We start from the raw sequence: 17691 nt of genomic DNA on the forward strand, positions 1-17691 counted from the left end.
GCATCATCGTCATCGGCGAGGATCTGGAAGAACTGCTGGTGCTCTGCGACCGCATCGCGGTGATGTATGAGGGCCGCATCGCCGGCACGCTGGACAGCGCCGATGCGACCATCGCGCGGCTCGGCCTGCTGATGACCGGCGCGGAGGGCCGCGGCTGATGTTTCGCCTGGAAGTTCGCACCTCGACGCCCGCCTGGTTCAACCTGGCGCTTCCGCTGCTGGCAATCGCGGCGACGCTCATCCTGTGCAGCGGTCTTATCGCATTGGCTGGCGCCGGCGTGCTCGAGGCCTATGGCGTGATGTTCACGGCCTCGCTCGGCGACAGCTATGCCATCACCGAAACGCTGGTGCGCGCCGCACCGATGATCTTCACCGGGCTGGCGGTCGCCGTCGCCTTCCGCGCCAAATTCTGGAACATCGGCGCCGAGGGCCAATTGCTGGCCGGTGCCGTCGCCAGTTGTTTCGTCGGCGCCATCCCGATGCCGGGACCGCTCGCCATGCTCTTGATGGCACTGGCCGGTGCCGCCGCGGGTGCCGCCGTCGCGCTGGTTCCGGCGACGCTGCGTGTAAAATTCAAGGTCGATGATGTCGTCAGTTCGCTGCTGCTCAATTCGGTCATCTATTACGCGCTGATGGCGCTCATCGAGGGGCCGTGGAAGGACAGCTTCAGCGGCTATCCGATCTCGCCGCCGATCGAGGATTCGGCCAATTTCCCGGTGCTGATCGAAGGCACGCGGCTGCATCTCGGCGTCATCGCGGCACTGGTCGCCGCACCGTTGATCTGGTTCCTGATCGTGCGCACCACGCTCGGCTTCCGCATCCGCGTCACCGGCGAGAACCCGGAAGCGGCCCGCTATGGCGGCATCCACGTCCAGCGCGTGCTGCTTTCGACGGCGCTGCTGTCGGGCGCGCTGGCGGGGCTGGCCGGCGTCGGAGAGGTCGGCGGCGTGCACTTCCAGGTGATGAGCGATATTTCGCCGGGCTACGGCTATTCCGGCATTGTCGTTGCCATGTTGGCGCGGCTCAATCCGCTTGGCGTCGTTCCGGCGGCGATCTTCCTGGCCGCCGTGATGACCGGCGCCGAGGCGATGTCGCGCGCGACCGGCGTGCCGGCCTTCCTCAGCGATGTCATCCAGGGCACGGCGCTGCTCGCCATGCTGGTCGCGCTGCTGTTCACCGCCTATCGCATTCGCCGCGTCGGAGCCGTCCAATGAACGCGGTGTTCGAGCAGATCTTTCAGGTCGGGTTCCTCGCCGCCATCATCCGCATCGCCACACCGTTGGCCTTTGCCACGCTGGGCGAAATGTTCTCCGAACGGGCCGGCGTGCTCAATCTCGGCATCGAAGGCATCATGCTGCTGTGCGCCATGACCGGCTTCACCGCCACCAGTCTCAGCGGCAGCCTGTGGCTGGGCGTGCTGGTGGCGGTGCTGACCGGCATGCTTATGGGCGCGCTGCATGCGCTGTTCACGGTGGCGCTGGGCTTGAGCCAGCATGTCTGCGGCATCGGCGTGACGCTGTTCAGTTCGGGGCTTGCCTATTTCCTCTACCGGCTGATCTTCGGCCAGCAATCGGTGCCGCCGAGCATCAAGGGCTTTCAGACACTGCCGATCCCGGTCCTGTCCAACATTCCGGTGCTCGGGCCGGCGGTGTTCAACCAGTTTGTGCTGGTCTACATGGCGATCCTGGCCATCCCGCTCGCAGCCTTTGTGCTCTATCGCACGCCCTGGGGCCTGTCGGTGCGCATGGTCGGAGAGAACCCGCGTGCCGCCGATTCCGCCGGCGTCAGCGTCATTGCCACGCGCTTCCAGGCAGTCATCCTCGGTGGTGCCTTGATGGGGCTCGCCGGAGCCTTCCTGTCGATGGCGCAGTTCAACGCCTTCACCTTCGGCGTCGTGTCCGGACGCGGCTGGGTGGCGATCGCGCTGGTGGTGTTCGGCCGCTGGGACCCGTGGCGCTCGGCGGGGGCCGCGCTGCTGTTCGCCTTCGTCGATGCGCTCCAGCTGCGCATGCAGGCGAGCGGTTTGGGGCATATCCCCTACGAGGCGTTCCTGATGCTGCCGTTCGTCTTCACCATCGTCGCCATGGCTGTGATGTCGCGCAACGCGGTGGCGCCGTCGGCGCTGCTGAAGCCGTTTCGACGAGAAGAGCGGTAGGACCTGGCGACCTTTCCTCTCCCTCCGGGGGGGGAGAGGTGGCTCGGCGAAGCCGAGACGGAGTGGGGGAACCACCTGACCAACCGTCGCCAACGGACAGTGAAAAGGGGACAAGGCGCAAGTATCGCCTTGCCTTCGCCAAGGGGTCGACCCCCACTCCGTCGAGCTTCGCTCGACACCTCTCCCCCGATCGACGGGGGAGAGGAAGGGCGCCGAGTTGTCGCCTCACATCGCCGTAAAACCATTGTCGACGAACAGATGCGTGCCGTTGACGAAACTCGACTCGTCGCTGGCCAGGTAAAGCGCTGCCTTGGCCACCTCGTCGGGCTCGCCGATCCGTCCCTGCTGCGCGGCCAGCGCGGCATCGGACACATCGACGCCGAGCTTGCCGAGGTCGGCGACTTCGCGCAGGCCGTGCGGGGTCCTGATAAAGCCGGGGCAAACCGCGTTGCAGCGGATGTTGCGGTCGCGGAATTCCACGGCGATGGCGCGGGCGAACATGTGGCAGGCGCCCTTGGTGGTGTCGTAGAGCACTTCGTTGGGCGTCGCCGCTACCGCCGAGATCGACGAGGTGCAGACGATCGAGCCACCGCCCGCCGCGATCATGCCGGGCAGCACGGCGCGCGTCATCAGGAACATCGAGCGCACATTGACGGCGTGCAGCCAGTCCCATTCCTCAAGCGTCGTCTCCAGGAACGGCTTTATCACAATGGTGCCGGCATGGTTGAACAGCACGGTGACGGGCCCGAGCTTTTCGGACGCCCCTTTCACCGCCGCTTCGACCTGCGCTTCATCAGACACGTCGGCGACAAAGTGCTCGGCGACATGGCCGCGCGCCCGGATCGCCGCCGCGGTTGCGGCGGCTGCTTCACCGTTGCGGTCGATGATCGCCACCTTGGCGCCTTCGGCGGCGAATAGTTCCGAAGCCGCGCCGCCCATTCCGGTCGCGCCGCCCGAAATGATGGCAATCTTACCGGCCAGTCTTGTGCCCATTTCCCGCCCCCACCGTCCTTCTGGATCATGTCATGTTGTCGCTGGTGACGATGCTATCCCTCCCTGCTCGCGTGGCCAATGCAGGAAATAGGTGCGTGATGACAAGCGCATAGGTCCATTCAAGGCGCATGCCGTGGCACCTCTCGGTCGATTGCCTAAACCCGCGCTCACAGTAATTCTGCACCATTTTCCGCCAATGGTGAGAAAATATTTCTGCCAAAGACGGAAAAATAGCAATCGACAAAGTCTACAACTTTTATAGATTAACCGGCGAGACGGAGGTCGGTATGTCCTATATTCAGAACGCTCAGACAGACGGCAGCGGCCAGAGGGTGGCCAACGCCCAGAGCTTTCGTCCGGCCTATGCCGGCGCTTTCGCCTATCTCGTCTTTGCTCTTGCGTTCGTGTTCACCGGAGCGGTCGTGCTGGGCCTTATTCCCTAAGGCGCCGGATCGGCAGGGGCCGTCGCCCCACGGCTTTCAGGCAATCGGAGTTGAATGAACCGGATCCCGGAGCGCTTTCGCGTGGCCGAGGATTCGCATTTCACAGCATCAGTGATTCCAGTGATGGAGGAGATGACAATGCCGATCGAATTCACGCATGTTCCCGGCAAGACCGCCGACGCGACGGTCCCCTTTTTCTATGACTTCGCGGAGACCGCGACCAAGCTTGGGCTGATCGAGGACGGCGGTTTCCAGAAGATCGTCGTCGACGATTCGGCTGGGCTGCTGACCAATATGGATCTTGCCGCCCAGGTGCTCAACCGCACCGCTTCGCTGGAAGTGGTGCTCACCCATTGGGCCGGCGTGATCGAACCGACGGTGGCTGCCCGCCAGTTGGCGTCCATCGACAGGGGGAGCGGCGGCCGCCTGGCGCTCAGGATGATCAGCGAGCCGCTGAACGACGACGATGCCGAGACACGGCCGGTCGGACATGGCGTCGTCTGGCAGCGCATCGACGAATATCTGGTGCTGTTGAAGCGGCTGTGGTCGAACGACCGGCCCTTCGACCACGAAGGCGCGTTCTACAGCATCAAGGGCGGTTATATCGAGCGCAAGGGTCCGCATGGCGCCGACCTGGTGATCCGCATGGGCGGGCAATCGGGAACGGCGCTGAAGGTGGCGGGCCGGCATGCCGATGTCTTCGAACTGGCGCCGGGTCCGATCGACGATATCAGGCAATTGATGGAGCGGGCGCGTAGCGCCGCGGCCGAACATGGCCGCGCCGGCAAACTGCGCTTCGCGCTTCCGGTCAGGATCCACCAAGGTGTTTCCGCCGCCGGCCACAAGACGGTCGACCTCTCCGGGCCACCGGCCCAGGTCGCGCTGTCACTGCTTGCCTATGCGGCGCTCGGCATCGATGAATTCATGATCGTCGGTGTCGACACGCCACGCGAGATCGCGACCGCCGGCCGGGAAACGATCGCGTTGCTGCGCAACTCCCTGGCGCGCCGGGAAGCCAGCGAATTCCACCACGCAGCCTATGCGCCTGGCGCAGGGTTGGAGACGCGAGCAGCGGGCTGAGGCCCGTCAATCCTCTGTTGCTTCCTGTCTGACCGCAAGCCGCGACAGGCCATCGATAACGGCGTCCGAATCGGCCAGCACGCCGAAGACGCCGTCCTCGACCGTCACCATGTGCAATGCCGCTTCATGCGCCCTTTGGTCACCGCTGGCGCAGGCGTCCGAGATGGTCAGGCACTGAAAGTTGCGATCACAGGCCTCGCGCAGCGTGGTGTGGACGCAGACATCGGTCGTGCATCCGGAAAACATCAGATGCGTGATGCCTTGCGCACGCAGCACATGCTCGAAATCCGTATAGGTGAAGGCGCTGTTGCAGGTTTTGTCGACGATGATGTCATGCGGGGCGACATCGATCTCCGGAACGATCTGGAACCCCGCGCCCGAGCGCAACAGGATGTCGGTGCCGTCGAGACCAGCACGCTCGCGGCGCCATTTCTCATAAGGCGTCATGTCGGCCAGGTCGGCGCGGTAGCCCTGCCTGGTGTGGATGACCGCGACGCCGGCTTTACGCGCGGCTGATATCAGGCGGCTCACCGCCGGCAGGATCGCCCGCAGCGGCGAGGGGTCATACCCTTTCCTGGCGAAATAGCCCGATGTCGACAGGAAATCCTGTTGCAGGTCGATGACGATCAACGCGGTGTTTTCGGCCACCAGCCTGCCGTCATAGGGGTAGTCGAAGGGCGTTGCCTTGATCATCCGGGTCTCCTTGCCGGATTACTCTAGCGAGTTCACATCGATGCCGCGACACCGGATATCGGGCATCGCGCGGTGGATATTGCCGGCGCGGATCGAGCGGATGACAGCCCGCAATCGGCAACAATGCCACCGGCGTCGTGGCACTTGAGGGTTTTGACCGGCACACTCCCACGATTTGTTGCGTATTGCAGTCACCTTCAATGTTGACTAGTAAGTTCATGTTTTATAGGTCAACCGGGCGCCTGCCTGCCGTAGCCAGGATTGGAATGCGGCGGCCGCACTGGAGAAATGCCATGACCGTGGCCGTAGCCGGTACCCAGACCGCTTTCGACATCGATGCCGTGCGTTTTGCCGTTGGCGAGCGGACGCTGCTCGGACCGGTCTCGCTCGAATTGCGACGGGCGCGCGTCTACGGGTTGATCGGCCATAATGGTTCGGGCAAGTCGACGCTGATCAAGCTTCTGGCGCGCCAGCAGCCGGCAAGCTCCGGCGCGATCACCTTCGCCAGACGGCCGCTGCCGCAATGGGGCGCGCGCGAGCTGGCGCGGGCCCTTGCCTATCTGCCGCAGACGACGCCGGCGGCGACGGGCCTCACCGTGCGCGAACTGGCGACGCTCGGGCGCTACCCTTGGCACGGCGCGCTTGGCCGTTTCGGCGCCGGGGACAGGCGCCATGTCGAGGAGGCGCTGGTGCTGACCGACATGGAAGGTTTCGCGGACCGGCTGGTCGACGAATTGTCCGGCGGCGAGCGCCAGCGTGCCTGGCTCGCCATGCTGGTGGCGCAGAATGCCGGCGTCATGCTGCTCGACGAGCCGATCTCGGCGCTCGACATCGCCCATCAGGTCGAGGTGCTGGGCCTGGTCAGGGATCTCAGCCGCAAGCGCGACCTCTGCGTCGTCGTGGTGCTGCACGATCCCAACATGGCGGCGCGCTACTGCGACGAGCTGATCGCGCTGAAGGATGGCAAGCTGCTGACCCGCGGCACACCGCGCGAAATCATGCGGAGCGATGTGCTCAAGGGCATTTTCGGCGTGGAGATGGGTGTGTTCGCGCATCCCGTCACCGGCCAGCCCGTCGGGTATGTGCAGTGAGGACTTCGCTGTGAGAACAAGGAAGAAGTTCGTGTCGAGACATGGTTTGTTGGCGGCGTTGGTCGCATCGGTGATCCTGACGACGACCGGCGCGACGGCCCAGGAGCAGCCGGCTGGCGCGGTTCCAGCAATTGCGACGCCTGCCGCACCCGCTGCAGCGGCACAAGCTGCTCCAGCGGTACCCGCCACCCCTGCGCCCGCGGCACCCTCGGGGACGATGGAGCTGAACTTGCCGCACGATTTGTCGCCATGGGGCATGTTCATGGCCGCCGACATCATCGTGAAGGCCGTGATGATCGGGCTGGCCTTCGCATCGCTCGTCACCTGGACGATATGGCTGGCCAAATCGCTGGAGATTTTCGGCGGCAAGCTGCGCGTCCGCCGTGCCGTCCGGGCGATCGGCGACGCAGCGACGTTGCGGCAGGCGAGCCGCGCACTCGACCGCAGCGGGGGTGCCGGCGCGCTTCTGGTGCGGGCGGCGGAGGAAGAGACCGCGCTTTCGGCCGGCGCGCTCGACCATGTCGGCGGGGACGGGCTGAAGGAACGGGTCACCTCGCGCCTGTCGCGCATCGAGGCCGCCGCGTCGCGGCGCATGTCGCGCGGTACCGGCCTGCTGGCGACGATCGGTTCCACGGCGCCTTTCGTCGGCCTGTTCGGTACCGTCTGGGGCATCATGAACGCCTTCATCGGCATTTCACAGGCGCAGACCACCAATCTTGCCGTGGTCGCGCCAGGCATCGCCGAGGCTTTGCTTGCCACCGCGATGGGCCTGGTGGCGGCAATCCCCGCCGTCGTCATCTACAACGTCTTTGTCCGCTCGATAGCCGGCTACCGGCAGATACTGGCCGACGCCTCGGCGGGCGTCGAACGGCTGGTCAGCCGCGACCTCGATTTCCGCACGGTCGCACCCGCGACGGCGATGGCGGCGCAATAGCGGAGCAGGACGATGGGCAGCCGAATCCGCCAGATCATGGATGACGATCTCGAGGAGAGCCACGAGATCAACGTCACGCCGTTCATCGATGTCATCCTGGTGCTGTTGATCATCTTCATGGTCGCCGCGCCGCTGGCGACGGTGGATGTCAATGTCGATCTGCCCGGCTCGACCGCGACGCCGGCGCCGCGCCCCGAAACTCCACTGTTCCTGACGTTGAAGGATGATCTCACGCTGGCGATCGGCAATGATCCCGTGCCGCGCCCGGCCTTTGCCGCCACGCTCGACAGCCGCACCAAGGGCGACAAGCAGACGCGGATCTTCCTGCGCGCCGACAAGGCGGTCGCCTATGGCGACCTGATGGAAGCGATGAACCTGCTGCGCGCCGCCGGCTATCTGAAGGTCGCCCTGGTCGGACTGGAGGCCGCGCCCGCCGGTGATGCCGCCGCGCCGGCGCCCGGCGGAACGGCCGTCCCATGACACGACCGGCCGGCTCGCCCACGGCGGTGCTGTCGCGCTTCGGCTGGCGCGACCTTGGCCTATGGGCATGTGCGGCCGTGCTGATGCTCGGGGCGCATGTCGCGGTCGCTTATGCCGTGCAGAATTTCAGCCCGGTCGATCCGTCGGATGGCGGGCCGCCGCCCGCCCCGGTGATCGAGATGGCGCCGATGATGGTGACGCCGGCGGTACCCGAACAGGCCGCGATGCTGGATGCGGTCGTTCCCGACCAAACCGAGCCGGTCGAGGAGACTGAGAAGATCGCCGAGGCCGAGCCCGACAAGGTGGTCGAGCAAGCGGAGCCTGTTGCCGAGCCGCAAGCGGTGCCGCCGGACGAGCCGGTGGAGATGACGAAGGCCGGACCGGTCGACCAACCGCCGCTGGAGGAGGTCGTCCCCGACATCGTCGAGACCGTCGCGCCGGAGGTTGTCGTTCCGCTGTCGCGGCCAAAGCCGGCCGAGACGCGCAAGGAAAAGAAACCGGCCGAAGCCAAGGTCAAGAAGCCCGCCGACAAGCTCAAACCAGGGCCGAAGAAGGAAAAGGCCGAACCACCGAAGACGGCAAGTGCTGCGAGCGCCGAGGCCAGGCCCGCCGCCAGGGCGGCGGCGCCAAGATCGTGGGCCGGGTTTTCGGGAGTCAGTCCGGCCAAATGGGAGTCGCGGCTGACAGCGTGGATCAATCGCCACAAGCGCTACCCGAGTGCCGCGAAATCGCGGCGCGCGCAGGGCAATGTGAACGTGACTTTCGCCATGGACCCATCCGGCCGGGTGCTGTCGGCCCGGATCGTCCGTTCTTCCGGTGACGCCGAACTCGACCGTGCCGCGCTCGCGGTGCTGCAGGGCGCCACCGTGCCGGCGCCGCCGCCGGAACTCGGCTCGCGCGTCAGCCGCACGGCGCCGTTCGTATTCAGTTTGCGAGATTAACTCAGCTCATCGACTGGCACAGCGCCTCGACCTGCTCCAGGTAGAAGCGGCATTTCGTGCGCAGGGTTCCGAGGTTGGGGTCGTCAGCGCCGTTGATCTCGATGCTCTGCATCATGAAGTCGAAATGGGCGTGAAAGGCATCCGCCGCGCCCCAGAGGCTGTCGGCCTGCCAGGTTTCGGCCATCGCCATGGCAATCAGCTGCCGGGCCTCGACGCGCGCGGCCCGCGCCGAGGCCGGGCGGCCCGCGATCAAGCCGTTCAGCCGGGCAAAGACGCTTTCGCTGGCGTCGGCGCTCCTGATGGTGGCGATCATGTTCATTTGCTGGTCCCCTCAATTTTCTGCGTAAGGATGACCGCCTTGCGGGCTGCGGGCGATCAAGGCGGGCATCCCGGCCGCATCGGATGGCCGGCCCCTGATGATGCTGGCAATTTCGGCATCGGCCAGTTCGAACCAATAGATCATCTCGGCGCTGCCGAGGTCGGCGGCGGCCTCTCTCAGCAGCGGCAGCAAGCTTTGCAGCGCACAGAGCGTCTCCCACCGGTTCGGCCGCGTGTGGGCCGTCCCGCACCAGCCGGATATTTGCATCGCGCTACGCCGTCCTTGGCTGAGCGTGGTTGTCTTTCGCGTGCGCCTTGGGATGCATCGGGTTGCCGCTGAGCTGCGCGTGCCTCGCCGGTCGCGCGCCGCGCAGGACATCGAAGGCCTCGGCATAGGCCATGCCCAGGAGATAGGAGATCATGGGAAAACGGCTTGCTTCGGCCATCTGCACCAGCTCGTTGGTCATCGACGCGATGTATTGAAGGCTATCGATCTCTGATTGCCGTAAGGTCTGATTTGGCATGTGCTTCTCCTGTCGTCGGATGAAACCTTGGGAACGCGTAAGGGCTACTCTGGACATGGTGAGACGGCTAATTGATAGACCTGCCCGCCGGATGCGGGTCGGTTTCCGGGGTTGAGAGGGTCAAGGCATAGATGGGCGCGTCGGTGAGGCGGTCGAGGCCCAGGAGGCGCTTGATCGCCGAATGGCTCAGCGCTGCCGTGGGGCAGGCCGACAGGCCATGCCTGGTTGCCGCCAACATCATGTTCTGGCCGATATGGCCCGCCTCGATCAGTACGACGCGGTAGGCGTTGGCATCCTCATATTTCCACATCGTGCGGTCGAGCCGGGCGCAAAGCAGAATGAGGCACGGCATGGCGTCGGCCCATTCCTGTCCGCCGACCAGTTCCGAAATTTTCGGCACATGGTTGGCCGAGATCCTGCCGAGATCATGATCGGCGGCGGAATAGTGATAGACCCCGGGTTCCAGATCTTCGACGCCGGTCGCGACCACATAGGCTTCGTAGGGGTTTCGCGCACCGCCCGAAGGGGTCATGCCGAGCGGCAAGGCGCCGACGCAGTTGCTGGTCTCGCCAGTGATCCCCATGCCCGCGAACAGGCAATCGGAAAGCTGCCGCGCGGTGATGGTGGGCGCGGCCGCGATGCGGTTGGTGCGGCGCCGGGCCATCAGGGTCAGAAGGTCGTTGTCGGCCAGTGCGTCCGGCAGCCGGATGGCGCCCGGCGCGTTCTTGAGCAGGAGGTCCGGCTGGGCGACATGGCCGGCACGGTCGATCTGCCGCGCCTCGGCCTGTTCGATGGTCATGAACTCGCTGTCCTGGACGCAGAAATGCATCAGCGCGGTCGGCAGGCCCCATCCCCACTGCCCGGAGAACCGCGTTTCCTGTTCGGCCAGCGGCGAGCCGGCGGTGACGAGGGCGGAAAAATCGAGCAGTTGCGGAACGACGGCGTTCAGGTCCGCCTTCGACCAGCCGTGGGCGCGCGCGATCTGCGCCGTGGAAGCCCAATCATCCCAGGAAGCGAGAAGGCCGACCACTTCGGGGCTGCAGTCGAAGACGCTTCTGGTCAGGAAATTGCATGCCGTGACCTTGTTGGTCCCGGGGTAGAAAACGAGCGTTTTTGAAGAGCGCATTTTCATGATGCTGAATGCCGTTCGGGGATGCGGAGCGCCGACAGGAAAATGCCCGTCGGCGCCGACGACTTCAGCGCTTGTTGTAGTGCATGCCCTGCGAGAAGAAGACGGTCTGCGTGCCCGCGGCAACCGTCAGCTTCGGGGCATTGTTGACTTTCTTGGCCATTTTCGTCCCTTTCCCGACCCCCCAATGGGATCTTTTGAGAGATCCCAAACGGGATCCGCGAGAAGAAAGGTAAGGTCGGAAGAGTTAATGAGTTGTTAAAATTGTAGTAAATCAAATATGAGCTAAAATATCTTTCTTCGATCCAAAGTCTAAAAAATCGATTTTACTCAGATATGGAGTAGGCAATCGCTAACATACGCTTTTTCGGGATATCTTGTTCTTATTTAGCGTAACGGGGCGGCTAGGCCATCCCGTCCCGTGCCAGGCTGACGACGAGCTGGTCAATGCCGGGATCATCGAGCCTGACGACATGTGCCATGCGGATCGCATGCCTGGGCCGCATGTTGGACATATCCTGCCGCATGATGACCGATACGAAGGCCGGCCCGGCTTCGGTCAGAAGCATCGCCTTGCCTGTCAGCACCGGTTCGGAGATCGGCGCCCATTGCACCGAGATCAGCGACGGCTCGCCGGTCTGGCGGCGGTTGACGCCGCTGAAATAGATCCAGTTGAGACGCGAAATCGCGACGCCATAGTGATTGCCGCGTGCCCGCGCCCATGTCGAGCCGCGACGCTCCGACCATCCCGTGACCCTGCGGAATGTGACCAGTTCGGCTTCGCGCCGGACAAAGGTGATCGCCCGCACCAGCAGGTCGGATCGGCCGGGGATCGAAAAATAGGTGAAATAGGTGCCGCCCGCGATCGACGGGGCGGGCGGGCGGATCATCTGGGCAAACAGGCTTTCGGAAATCGGCGGCAGGCCGGTAGCCGTGGGCTCGGGCGTACCGGGGTCACGGTACAGTCCGGCTTCGTCGACGCGGAAATAATCACAGATCAGCTTGGCGGTGGCCTTGTTGGGGACGGTCTGTCCCTGCAGGTAGCGCTCGAACTGCGTGCGGTTGATACCCAGCTCGCGGCATACCGCGCTGACGGAAGCATGATCCTTGCAGAGCCGTCTGAGATTTGCAGCGAGATTCTCCCGAATGGACACGGCTTTGCTTTCGCAGGCGAACTCTTCATTTCGACTCGAAACCCTATAGCGCCTTCGGTCGCCCCCGCCGAAACGCCTTGTCACAACACACAGAAAAAACTGATTTGAGAACGCCAGTCTAATGGCGTGATTTCCAAAAAAAATAGCGCCGACCCGACGACGGTCCCGCCATAAGTCCAATTGACAGCCATTTCGCCTGGGGAAACGCGAAATCGCATCTGGCCATTTTTGGGAGCATTGATGCCGCGCGCCTCATCGGATGAGGCTTGGACCCTACCGCATGGGAAGCGGACTATCGATTATTCCGCTGGTGGAGCTGAGGAGGATCGAACTCCTGACCTCGTCATTGCGAACGACGCGCTCTCCCAGCTGAGCTACAGCCCCGTCCAGCGGATGGCGCATTTATCGGGCGGCACGGTTTCCTGTCAAGGCGGCGTTTTGCCGAAAAACCCGACCGCCGGCCGTGTGGCGGAAGCCTGCTCTTGCCGGTTCGGCGTGCAATGGCTACATGTCGGCAACAATTGGAGACCGGCATGCTCGCCCTCATTCAAACCATCGTCATGGCGCTCGACCTCTATTGGTGGGTCATCATCGCCTCGGCGATCTTTTCCTGGCTCTATGCCTTCAACGTCGTCAACTCGCGCAACCAGTTCGTCGGCAGCATCGGCAACATGCTCTACCGGCTGACCGAGCCGGCGCTGCGGCCGATCCGCCGCTTCATGCCCGACCTTGGCGGCATCGACATCTCGCCGATCATCCTGCTTTTGATCCTGTTCTTCCTCAGGCAGTTCATCCTCACCACGGTGGCGCCGCTGCTGCTGGCCTGACGATCGGATGAGCGCGCCGTTGCGCATTCGCGAGAACGGCGTCGATCTGTTCGTCCGGCTGACGCCGAAGTCTTCCGTGGACCGGCTGGAAGGTGTCGAAACATCGGCGGACGGACGAAGCCACCTGAAGGCGCGGGTCCGCGCCGTGCCGGAAAACGGCGCCGCCAATCAAGCGCTGGAGAAGCTGGTCGCCAAGGGACTGGGCGTGCCGGCATCGGCCGTTTCGGTCGCTGCCGGCGGCACCGCCCGGCTCAAGACGCTGCGCATTTCAGGCGAACCGTCGGCGCTGGCAAGCAGCGTCGAAGCGCTCTGCGACAGCCGAAGCACGTAGCTGACAATCCGTTGAGAGTACTTCGATCGATTGTCGTAGGTCGGCGCCGCCCCTCATTGCCCTGCCGGGCATTCTCCCCGTATAGCGACGGGAGAAAGACGCTGTAGTCAATCCCCTAACGGCAGGCGGGGATCGTCGACCTTGAGCGTGTTGACGCTCTGCTTGATGCGGCGCAAATTCTCCAGCACCTTGGGGCCGCGCGTCTCGGCGACCGACGTCACGATCATGTCGACGATCGCCAGCAGCGCGTAGCGCGACGATGTCGGCTTGTAGATGTTGCCGTCCTCCAGCGGCTGCAGATGGATGACCGTGTCGGCGGCCTTGGCCAGCGCGGAATCGGGCGCGGTGACGGCGACCGTGGCGGCGCCATATTGCTGGGCGACCTGCACCGCCTCGATGACCGAGCGCGCATAGCCGGAGACCGAGAAGGCGACCACGGTGGTGTCCGGCGTGGCAACGGCGGCGTACATGCGCTGCAACTGGCCATCGATCTGCGCCAGAACCGGCAGGCCGAGCCTGAACAGCCGATTCTGCATCTCGGTCGCCATCATCGAGGAGATGCCGCCCGAACCGATGCACAGCACATTGCCCGATGCCGCAAGGCGCGCGGCGACGTCGACCAGCGTCGTCATGTCGAGGTTTTCGCTAACGCGCTGGATGGAGGCGACCGCGGCCTCGGTGATGGCCGACGCAATGCGCTGTTCGCGGGCGTCGCGGCTCAGCGGTTCCGGCGACAGATACTGGCCGCCGATGGCAATGGCCTGTGCCAGGTAGAACTTGAAGTCGCGCAGGCCCTGGCAGCCGAGGTTGCGGCAGAAACGGGTGACCGTCGGCTCACTGACGCCGACGCGCGCGGCAATTTCCGAGATTGCCGCCTTGGAGGCGAAGTCGAGATCGGACAGAACGAGACTTGCCAGCCGGCGATCCGACTTGGTCCCGTCCTGCGACATCAGTTGCAGCCGCGTGATGATGTCGGCCGGCGTCTTCATGTCCGAGTTTCCATCGTCATCCCAGCGGCAGGCCCGTTGCCTTGTCGAACAGATGGATGTTGCCGGGGGCGACCGAGACCGGCAGCAGATCGCCCGGTCGGACCGGCACCCTGTCACGGAATACGGCGCGTACCGTGTCGGCGCCAATGGCGCCGTAGACATGGGTCTCGGAACCGGTCGGCTCGACGACATCGACTTTGAGCGCCATGGCATCAGTGGCCTCGCCGACGATGAAATGCTCGGGCCGGATGCCGGCCTCCACGGCACTGCCCGCCGGCAGCGGTTTGCCGGCAAGTGCCAACCGTCCGCCGCCGGCCGACTCGAACCAGGTTCTCTCGGGCGTCGTCTTGAGCGCCCCGGAAACAAAGCTCATCGACGGCGATCCGAGGAAGCCGGCGACGAACTTGTTGGCCGGCCGGTCATAGAGCTCCAGTGGCGCCCCGACCTGCTGGATCCTGCCGCGATCCATCACGACGATGCGGTCGGCCATGGTCATGGCCTCGATCTGGTCGTGGGTGACGTAGACGATGGTCGATTTGAGCCGCTGATGCAGCGCCTTGATCTCGGTGCGCATCTGCACGCGCAGCTGCGCGTCGAGATTGCTGAGCGGCTCATCGAACAGGAAGACGGAGGGTTCGCGCACGATGGCGCGGCCCATGGCGACGCGCTGGCGCTGGCCGCCCGAGAGCTGGCGGGGGTAGCGGTCGAGGTAGGAGAACAGGTTGAGGACGCCGGACGCCTTCTTGACCTTCTGGTCGATGGCGGTGCGGCTCTCTCCCCGGATCTTCGGGCCGAAGCCGATATTTTCGGCGGCGCTCAGATGCGGGAACAGGGCATAGGACTGGAACACCATGGCGATGTTGCGCTGCTGCGGTGGCAGGTCGTTGGCGCGCACGCCGCCGATCAGCAGATCGCCGGAACTGATGGTCTCCAGGCCCGCCAGCATGCGCAGCAAGGTCGACTTGCCGCAGCCGGACGGGCCGACCAGCACGACGAACTCGCCGCTCTTGATGTCGAGGCTGATCTCCTCGAGGATCCTGTGCTGGCCGAAGTATTTCGACAGGTTGCGGAACTCGACGTCGGTCATGGTCACGCTCCCAATATGTCGTCGATGAACGGCAGGCAGCCGGCGGTCAATCCCGCATCCACGGGCATGACCACGCCTGTTACGCCCGAGGCCCGGTCGGAGGCAAGGAAGGCGACCGCTTCCGCCACTTCCGAGGCGTTGACGATGCGGCCGAGCGGGTAGAGCCGCTGCAGCTTGCCGATGACGTCGGGATTCTTGGCGAGGCGATGGTCCCAGGCGGCGGTGCGGATCGATCCGGGGCAGACGACATTGGCGCGCACGCCGCTGCGGCCGAGCTCGACAGCGATCGATTTGGCATAGGCGTTGATGCCGGCCTTGGCGGCGGCATAGGCGGGGTTGCCGAAATGCGCGATGGCGTTGACGGACGAAATGAAGACGACGCTGCCTGAACCGCGCGCGGCCATCGCCTTGGCAACGGGGTCGGCGAAAATCATCACACCGGTCAGGTTGAGGTCGAGCTCGAGCTCGATCCTGTCCGCCGTCAGCGCGTCGAGCGTCTCGGCGCGGGTCCAGCCGGCATTGTTGATCAGAATGTCGGGGACGCCGTCCTTTTCGAGCACGGCGGCGACCGCGGCTTCGACCGAAGCCCGGTCGAGAAGGTCGAAGACATGGCGCGAGGCAAGGTGCGGGCTTGCCAGCGCCGCTTCGGACTGGTCGCAGCCGACGACCCGCGCACCCCTGCCGGCCAGCAGTGCGACGATCGCCGAGCCAAGGCCGCCGCCGGCGCCGGTGACAAGAACGGTCCGGCCTTCGAATTCGGCTCTCGAAACCACGGCGCGTGCTCCTCCCGCAGGTCAGGCAGATGCCGGCAGGCTAGAGAATGGAATGTAATTAAGCAACATGATAATCCGCTTGCATGCGGCAAATTCATGGATAATGTAGGAAAGTCACATAAATCTTGTGTCAGCACCGGCACAGGGAGCGCAAAAGCGCGGACCAAATGGGAGAGATCGGATGAACCTTGCGAAATGGACTGCCGGCCTGATGGCCGGAATGGGCATGCTGGCCTTTGCCGCGCAGGCGCAGGCCGGCGAAGTGCGGGTTACCGTCGCCGAATACAGCGCCAAGACCGGCCCGTATTTCGAACAGGTCAAGAAGGAGTTCGAGGCGAAGAATCCCGGCATCACCGTCAAGTTCGAGGTGGTGCCGTGGGATGTGCTGTTGCAGAAGCTGACCACCGACATCACCGCCGGCACCAATGCGGATCTGTCCATCATCGGCACGCGCTGGCTGATCGACTTCGTCCAGCAGGATGTCGCCGAGCCGCTCGACGGCTACATCACGCCCGACTTCAAGGGCCGCTTCATCGACACCTTCCTGTCGCCCTCGATCATGGGCGGCAAGACCTATGGTCTGCCGATCGCCGCTTCGGCGCGCGCCATGTATTACAACAAGGAGCTGTTCGAGAAGGCCGGCATCGCCAAGCCGCCGGCAACCTGGACCGATCTGCAGGAGGATGCACGCAAGATCAAGGCGCAGGGTGCCTTCGGCTTCGGCCTGCAGGGCAAGGAGATCGAGACCGACGTCTATTACTACTACGCGATGTGGTCGCAAGGCACAGAAATCCTCAACAAGGACGGTACGTCGGGCCTCGGCACGCCGGGTGCGCTCGAGGCCGCCAAGCTCTACAAGTCGATGATCGACGAGGGGCTGACGGAGCCCGGCGTCACCTCCAACAACCGCGAGGACGTGCAGAACCTGTTCAAGCAGGGCAAGGTCGGCATGATGATCACCGCCCCCTTCCTGTCCAACCAGATCAAGGATGAGGCGCCGAGCCTCAAATACGGCGTCGCCGCCATTCCGGCCGGTCCGACGGGTGCGCGAGGCACCTATGGCGTCACCGATTCCATGATCATGTTCAAGAACTCCAAGAACAAGGATGAGGCCTGGAAGCTGATGGACTTCCTGTTCACCACGGAGCAGCGGGCCAAGTTCACGCAGGGCGAAGGCTTCCTGCCGGTGAACAAGGAAGAGGCCAAGATGGACTACTACGTCAACAACGCTGATCTCGCCGCCTTTACCGCGCTGCTGCCCGATGCCCGCTTCGCGCCGGTCATCCCGGGCTGGGAAGAGGTCGCCCAGATCACGTCCGACGCCATGCAGAAGATCTATCTCGGCGGCGACCCCGAGGCCGGCTTGAAGGAGGCCGCTGCCAAGGCGAATGCGGTGCTGAAGAAATAGGGCGTATCTCCCTGCGCCCGTGGGGCGCCCCCGACTCAGGCGGGGCGCGCCACACTTCTAAAAACAGGTATTCGGGTGCTCTCCACGTAAATACGAAGACTGACAGGTAATCACTCCGGACAAAGCAAAATCGCCGATGTCGGCGCTGCCCCTCATTGCCCTGCCGGGCATTTCTCCCCGTATAGGGACGGGGAGAAAGGGCTGGCCGCGACCTAGGCACCTTTCCTGCGACGTCGGTGATTGGCAAAACCGGCGAAGGGAGCGCCCCTCTCCCCGTCACTATACGGGAGAGGATGCGGGCAGGCAGGTGAGGGGCAGCACAGACCGTGCGTAAGGAATTCA

The 17691-nt window shown here is 64.3% G+C and carries 21 protein-coding genes and 1 tRNA gene; 11 read left to right on the forward strand and 11 right to left on the reverse strand.

From position 1 onward, the window contains the following. Positions 1-157 precede the first annotated feature (157 nt). Positions 158-1213 carry an ABC transporter permease gene (locus LB569_RS13330; protein ID WP_224537281.1) on the forward strand — a complete coding sequence of 352 codons (1056 nt, stop codon included), beginning with the start codon at positions 158-160 and terminating at the stop codon, positions 1211-1213. After that, positions 1210-2154 (forward strand): ABC transporter permease, encoded by a 945-nt coding sequence (locus LB569_RS13335; protein ID WP_224692740.1) that lies wholly within the window; start codon positions 1210-1212, stop codon positions 2152-2154. Before LB569_RS13330 ends, LB569_RS13335 begins: the two co-directional genes overlap by 4 nt. A gap of 225 nt (positions 2155-2379) precedes the next feature. Here LB569_RS13335 and LB569_RS13340 read toward each other — a convergent pair whose 3' ends face one another. Then, positions 2380-3147: an SDR family NAD(P)-dependent oxidoreductase gene (locus LB569_RS13340; protein WP_224692741.1), complete on the reverse strand. Its 768-nt coding sequence runs from the start codon at positions 3145-3147 to the stop codon at positions 2380-2382. Positions 3148-3434: 287 nt separating this feature from the next. Here LB569_RS13340 and LB569_RS13345 point away from each other — a divergent pair, with 287 nt between their 5' ends. After that, on the forward strand, positions 3435-3590 hold the full coding sequence (locus tag LB569_RS13345; RefSeq protein ID WP_140702687.1) for a hypothetical protein: 156 nt from the start codon (positions 3435-3437) through the stop codon (positions 3588-3590). 138 nt (positions 3591-3728) lie between these two features. Further along, positions 3729-4670 carry an LLM class flavin-dependent oxidoreductase gene (locus LB569_RS13350; RefSeq protein WP_224692742.1) on the forward strand — a complete coding sequence of 314 codons (942 nt, stop codon included), beginning with the start codon at positions 3729-3731 and terminating at the stop codon, positions 4668-4670. Between the two features lie 6 nt (positions 4671-4676). Here LB569_RS13350 and LB569_RS13355 read toward each other — a convergent pair whose 3' ends face one another. Beyond that, positions 4677-5363 (reverse strand): cysteine hydrolase family protein, encoded by a 687-nt coding sequence (locus LB569_RS13355; protein WP_224692745.1) that lies wholly within the window; start codon positions 5361-5363, stop codon positions 4677-4679. Between the two features lie 293 nt (positions 5364-5656). On the opposite strand from LB569_RS13355, the gene LB569_RS13360 reads away from it, so the two are divergent. The 4 genes from LB569_RS13360 to LB569_RS13375 are packed head-to-tail and all read left to right on the forward strand — an operon-like array spanning position 5657 to position 8809. After that, positions 5657-6454 carry an ATP-binding cassette domain-containing protein gene (locus LB569_RS13360; RefSeq protein ID WP_224692750.1) on the forward strand — a complete coding sequence of 266 codons (798 nt, stop codon included), beginning with the start codon at positions 5657-5659 and terminating at the stop codon, positions 6452-6454. Between the two features lie 31 nt (positions 6455-6485). Further along, entirely contained in the window at positions 6486-7388 is a 903-nt protein-coding gene (exbB, locus tag LB569_RS13365) for a tonB-system energizer ExbB (protein ID WP_224692751.1), read from the forward strand. A 12-nt stretch (positions 7389-7400) separates the two neighbouring features. Continuing rightward, positions 7401-7868, forward strand: a complete 468-nt coding sequence (gene exbD / locus LB569_RS13370) for a TonB system transport protein ExbD (protein ID WP_224537295.1) — start codon at positions 7401-7403, stop codon at positions 7866-7868. Further along, positions 7865-8809: an energy transducer TonB gene (locus tag LB569_RS13375; RefSeq protein WP_224692753.1), complete on the forward strand. Its 945-nt coding sequence runs from the start codon at positions 7865-7867 to the stop codon at positions 8807-8809. The genes exbD and LB569_RS13375 overlap by 4 nt, the downstream gene beginning before the upstream one ends. Position 8810: 1 nt before the next feature. Here LB569_RS13375 and LB569_RS13380 read toward each other — a convergent pair whose 3' ends face one another. The 6 genes from LB569_RS13380 to LB569_RS13405 all read right to left on the reverse strand — a co-directional run bounded on the left by LB569_RS13380 (position 8811) and on the right by LB569_RS13405 (position 12318). Beyond that, positions 8811-9128, reverse strand: a complete 318-nt coding sequence (locus LB569_RS13380; protein ID WP_224692755.1) for a hypothetical protein — start codon at positions 9126-9128, stop codon at positions 8811-8813. A 12-nt stretch (positions 9129-9140) separates the two neighbouring features. After that, positions 9141-9320 (reverse strand): hypothetical protein, encoded by a 180-nt coding sequence (locus tag LB569_RS13385; protein ID WP_224537302.1) that lies wholly within the window; start codon positions 9318-9320, stop codon positions 9141-9143. A gap of 79 nt (positions 9321-9399) precedes the next feature. Beyond that, a complete protein-coding gene (locus LB569_RS13390; protein ID WP_140702672.1) occupies positions 9400-9651 on the reverse strand; it encodes a hypothetical protein in 252 nt (83 codons plus the stop codon). A gap of 67 nt (positions 9652-9718) precedes the next feature. Beyond that, positions 9719-10777: a SagB/ThcOx family dehydrogenase gene (locus tag LB569_RS13395; protein ID WP_224692757.1), complete on the reverse strand. Its 1059-nt coding sequence runs from the start codon at positions 10775-10777 to the stop codon at positions 9719-9721. Between the two features lie 407 nt (positions 10778-11184). Continuing rightward, positions 11185-11934: a helix-turn-helix domain-containing protein gene (locus tag LB569_RS13400; protein WP_224692759.1), complete on the reverse strand. Its 750-nt coding sequence runs from the start codon at positions 11932-11934 to the stop codon at positions 11185-11187. Between the two features lie 308 nt (positions 11935-12242). Continuing rightward, positions 12243-12318 (reverse strand) — tRNA-Ala (locus tag LB569_RS13405). Between the two features lie 149 nt (positions 12319-12467). Between LB569_RS13405 and LB569_RS13410 the strand changes: the two genes are divergently transcribed. Together LB569_RS13410 and LB569_RS13415 are read left to right on the forward strand one after the other, a co-directional pair. Further along, positions 12468-12761 (forward strand): YggT family protein, encoded by a 294-nt coding sequence (locus tag LB569_RS13410; protein WP_015315112.1) that lies wholly within the window; start codon positions 12468-12470, stop codon positions 12759-12761. Positions 12762-12768: 7 nt separating this feature from the next. Further along, a complete protein-coding gene (locus LB569_RS13415) occupies positions 12769-13092 on the forward strand; it encodes a DUF167 family protein (RefSeq protein ID WP_224692760.1) in 324 nt (107 codons plus the stop codon). 107 nt (positions 13093-13199) lie between these two features. Here the strand turns inward: LB569_RS13415 and LB569_RS13420 are convergent, their stop codons facing one another. From LB569_RS13420 to LB569_RS13430, 3 genes are read right to left on the reverse strand one after another with little or no spacing between them, the layout of a single operon-like run. Further along, positions 13200-14081: a MurR/RpiR family transcriptional regulator gene (locus LB569_RS13420; RefSeq protein WP_224692762.1), complete on the reverse strand. Its 882-nt coding sequence runs from the start codon at positions 14079-14081 to the stop codon at positions 13200-13202. 16 nt (positions 14082-14097) lie between these two features. Then, a complete protein-coding gene (locus LB569_RS13425) occupies positions 14098-15168 on the reverse strand; it encodes an ABC transporter ATP-binding protein (RefSeq protein ID WP_224692764.1) in 1071 nt (356 codons plus the stop codon). Between the two features lie 2 nt (positions 15169-15170). Next, positions 15171-15941 carry an SDR family oxidoreductase gene (locus LB569_RS13430; protein ID WP_224692765.1) on the reverse strand — a complete coding sequence of 257 codons (771 nt, stop codon included), beginning with the start codon at positions 15939-15941 and terminating at the stop codon, positions 15171-15173. A gap of 181 nt (positions 15942-16122) precedes the next feature. On the opposite strand from LB569_RS13430, the gene LB569_RS13435 reads away from it, so the two are divergent. Then, a complete protein-coding gene (locus LB569_RS13435) occupies positions 16123-17349 on the forward strand; it encodes an ABC transporter substrate-binding protein (protein WP_224692766.1) in 1227 nt (408 codons plus the stop codon). Positions 17350-17691 lie beyond the last annotated feature (342 nt).

This window comes from Mesorhizobium sp. BH1-1-4 (assembly GCF_020165665.1).
Classification (GTDB): Bacteria; Pseudomonadota; Alphaproteobacteria; order Rhizobiales; family Rhizobiaceae; genus Mesorhizobium.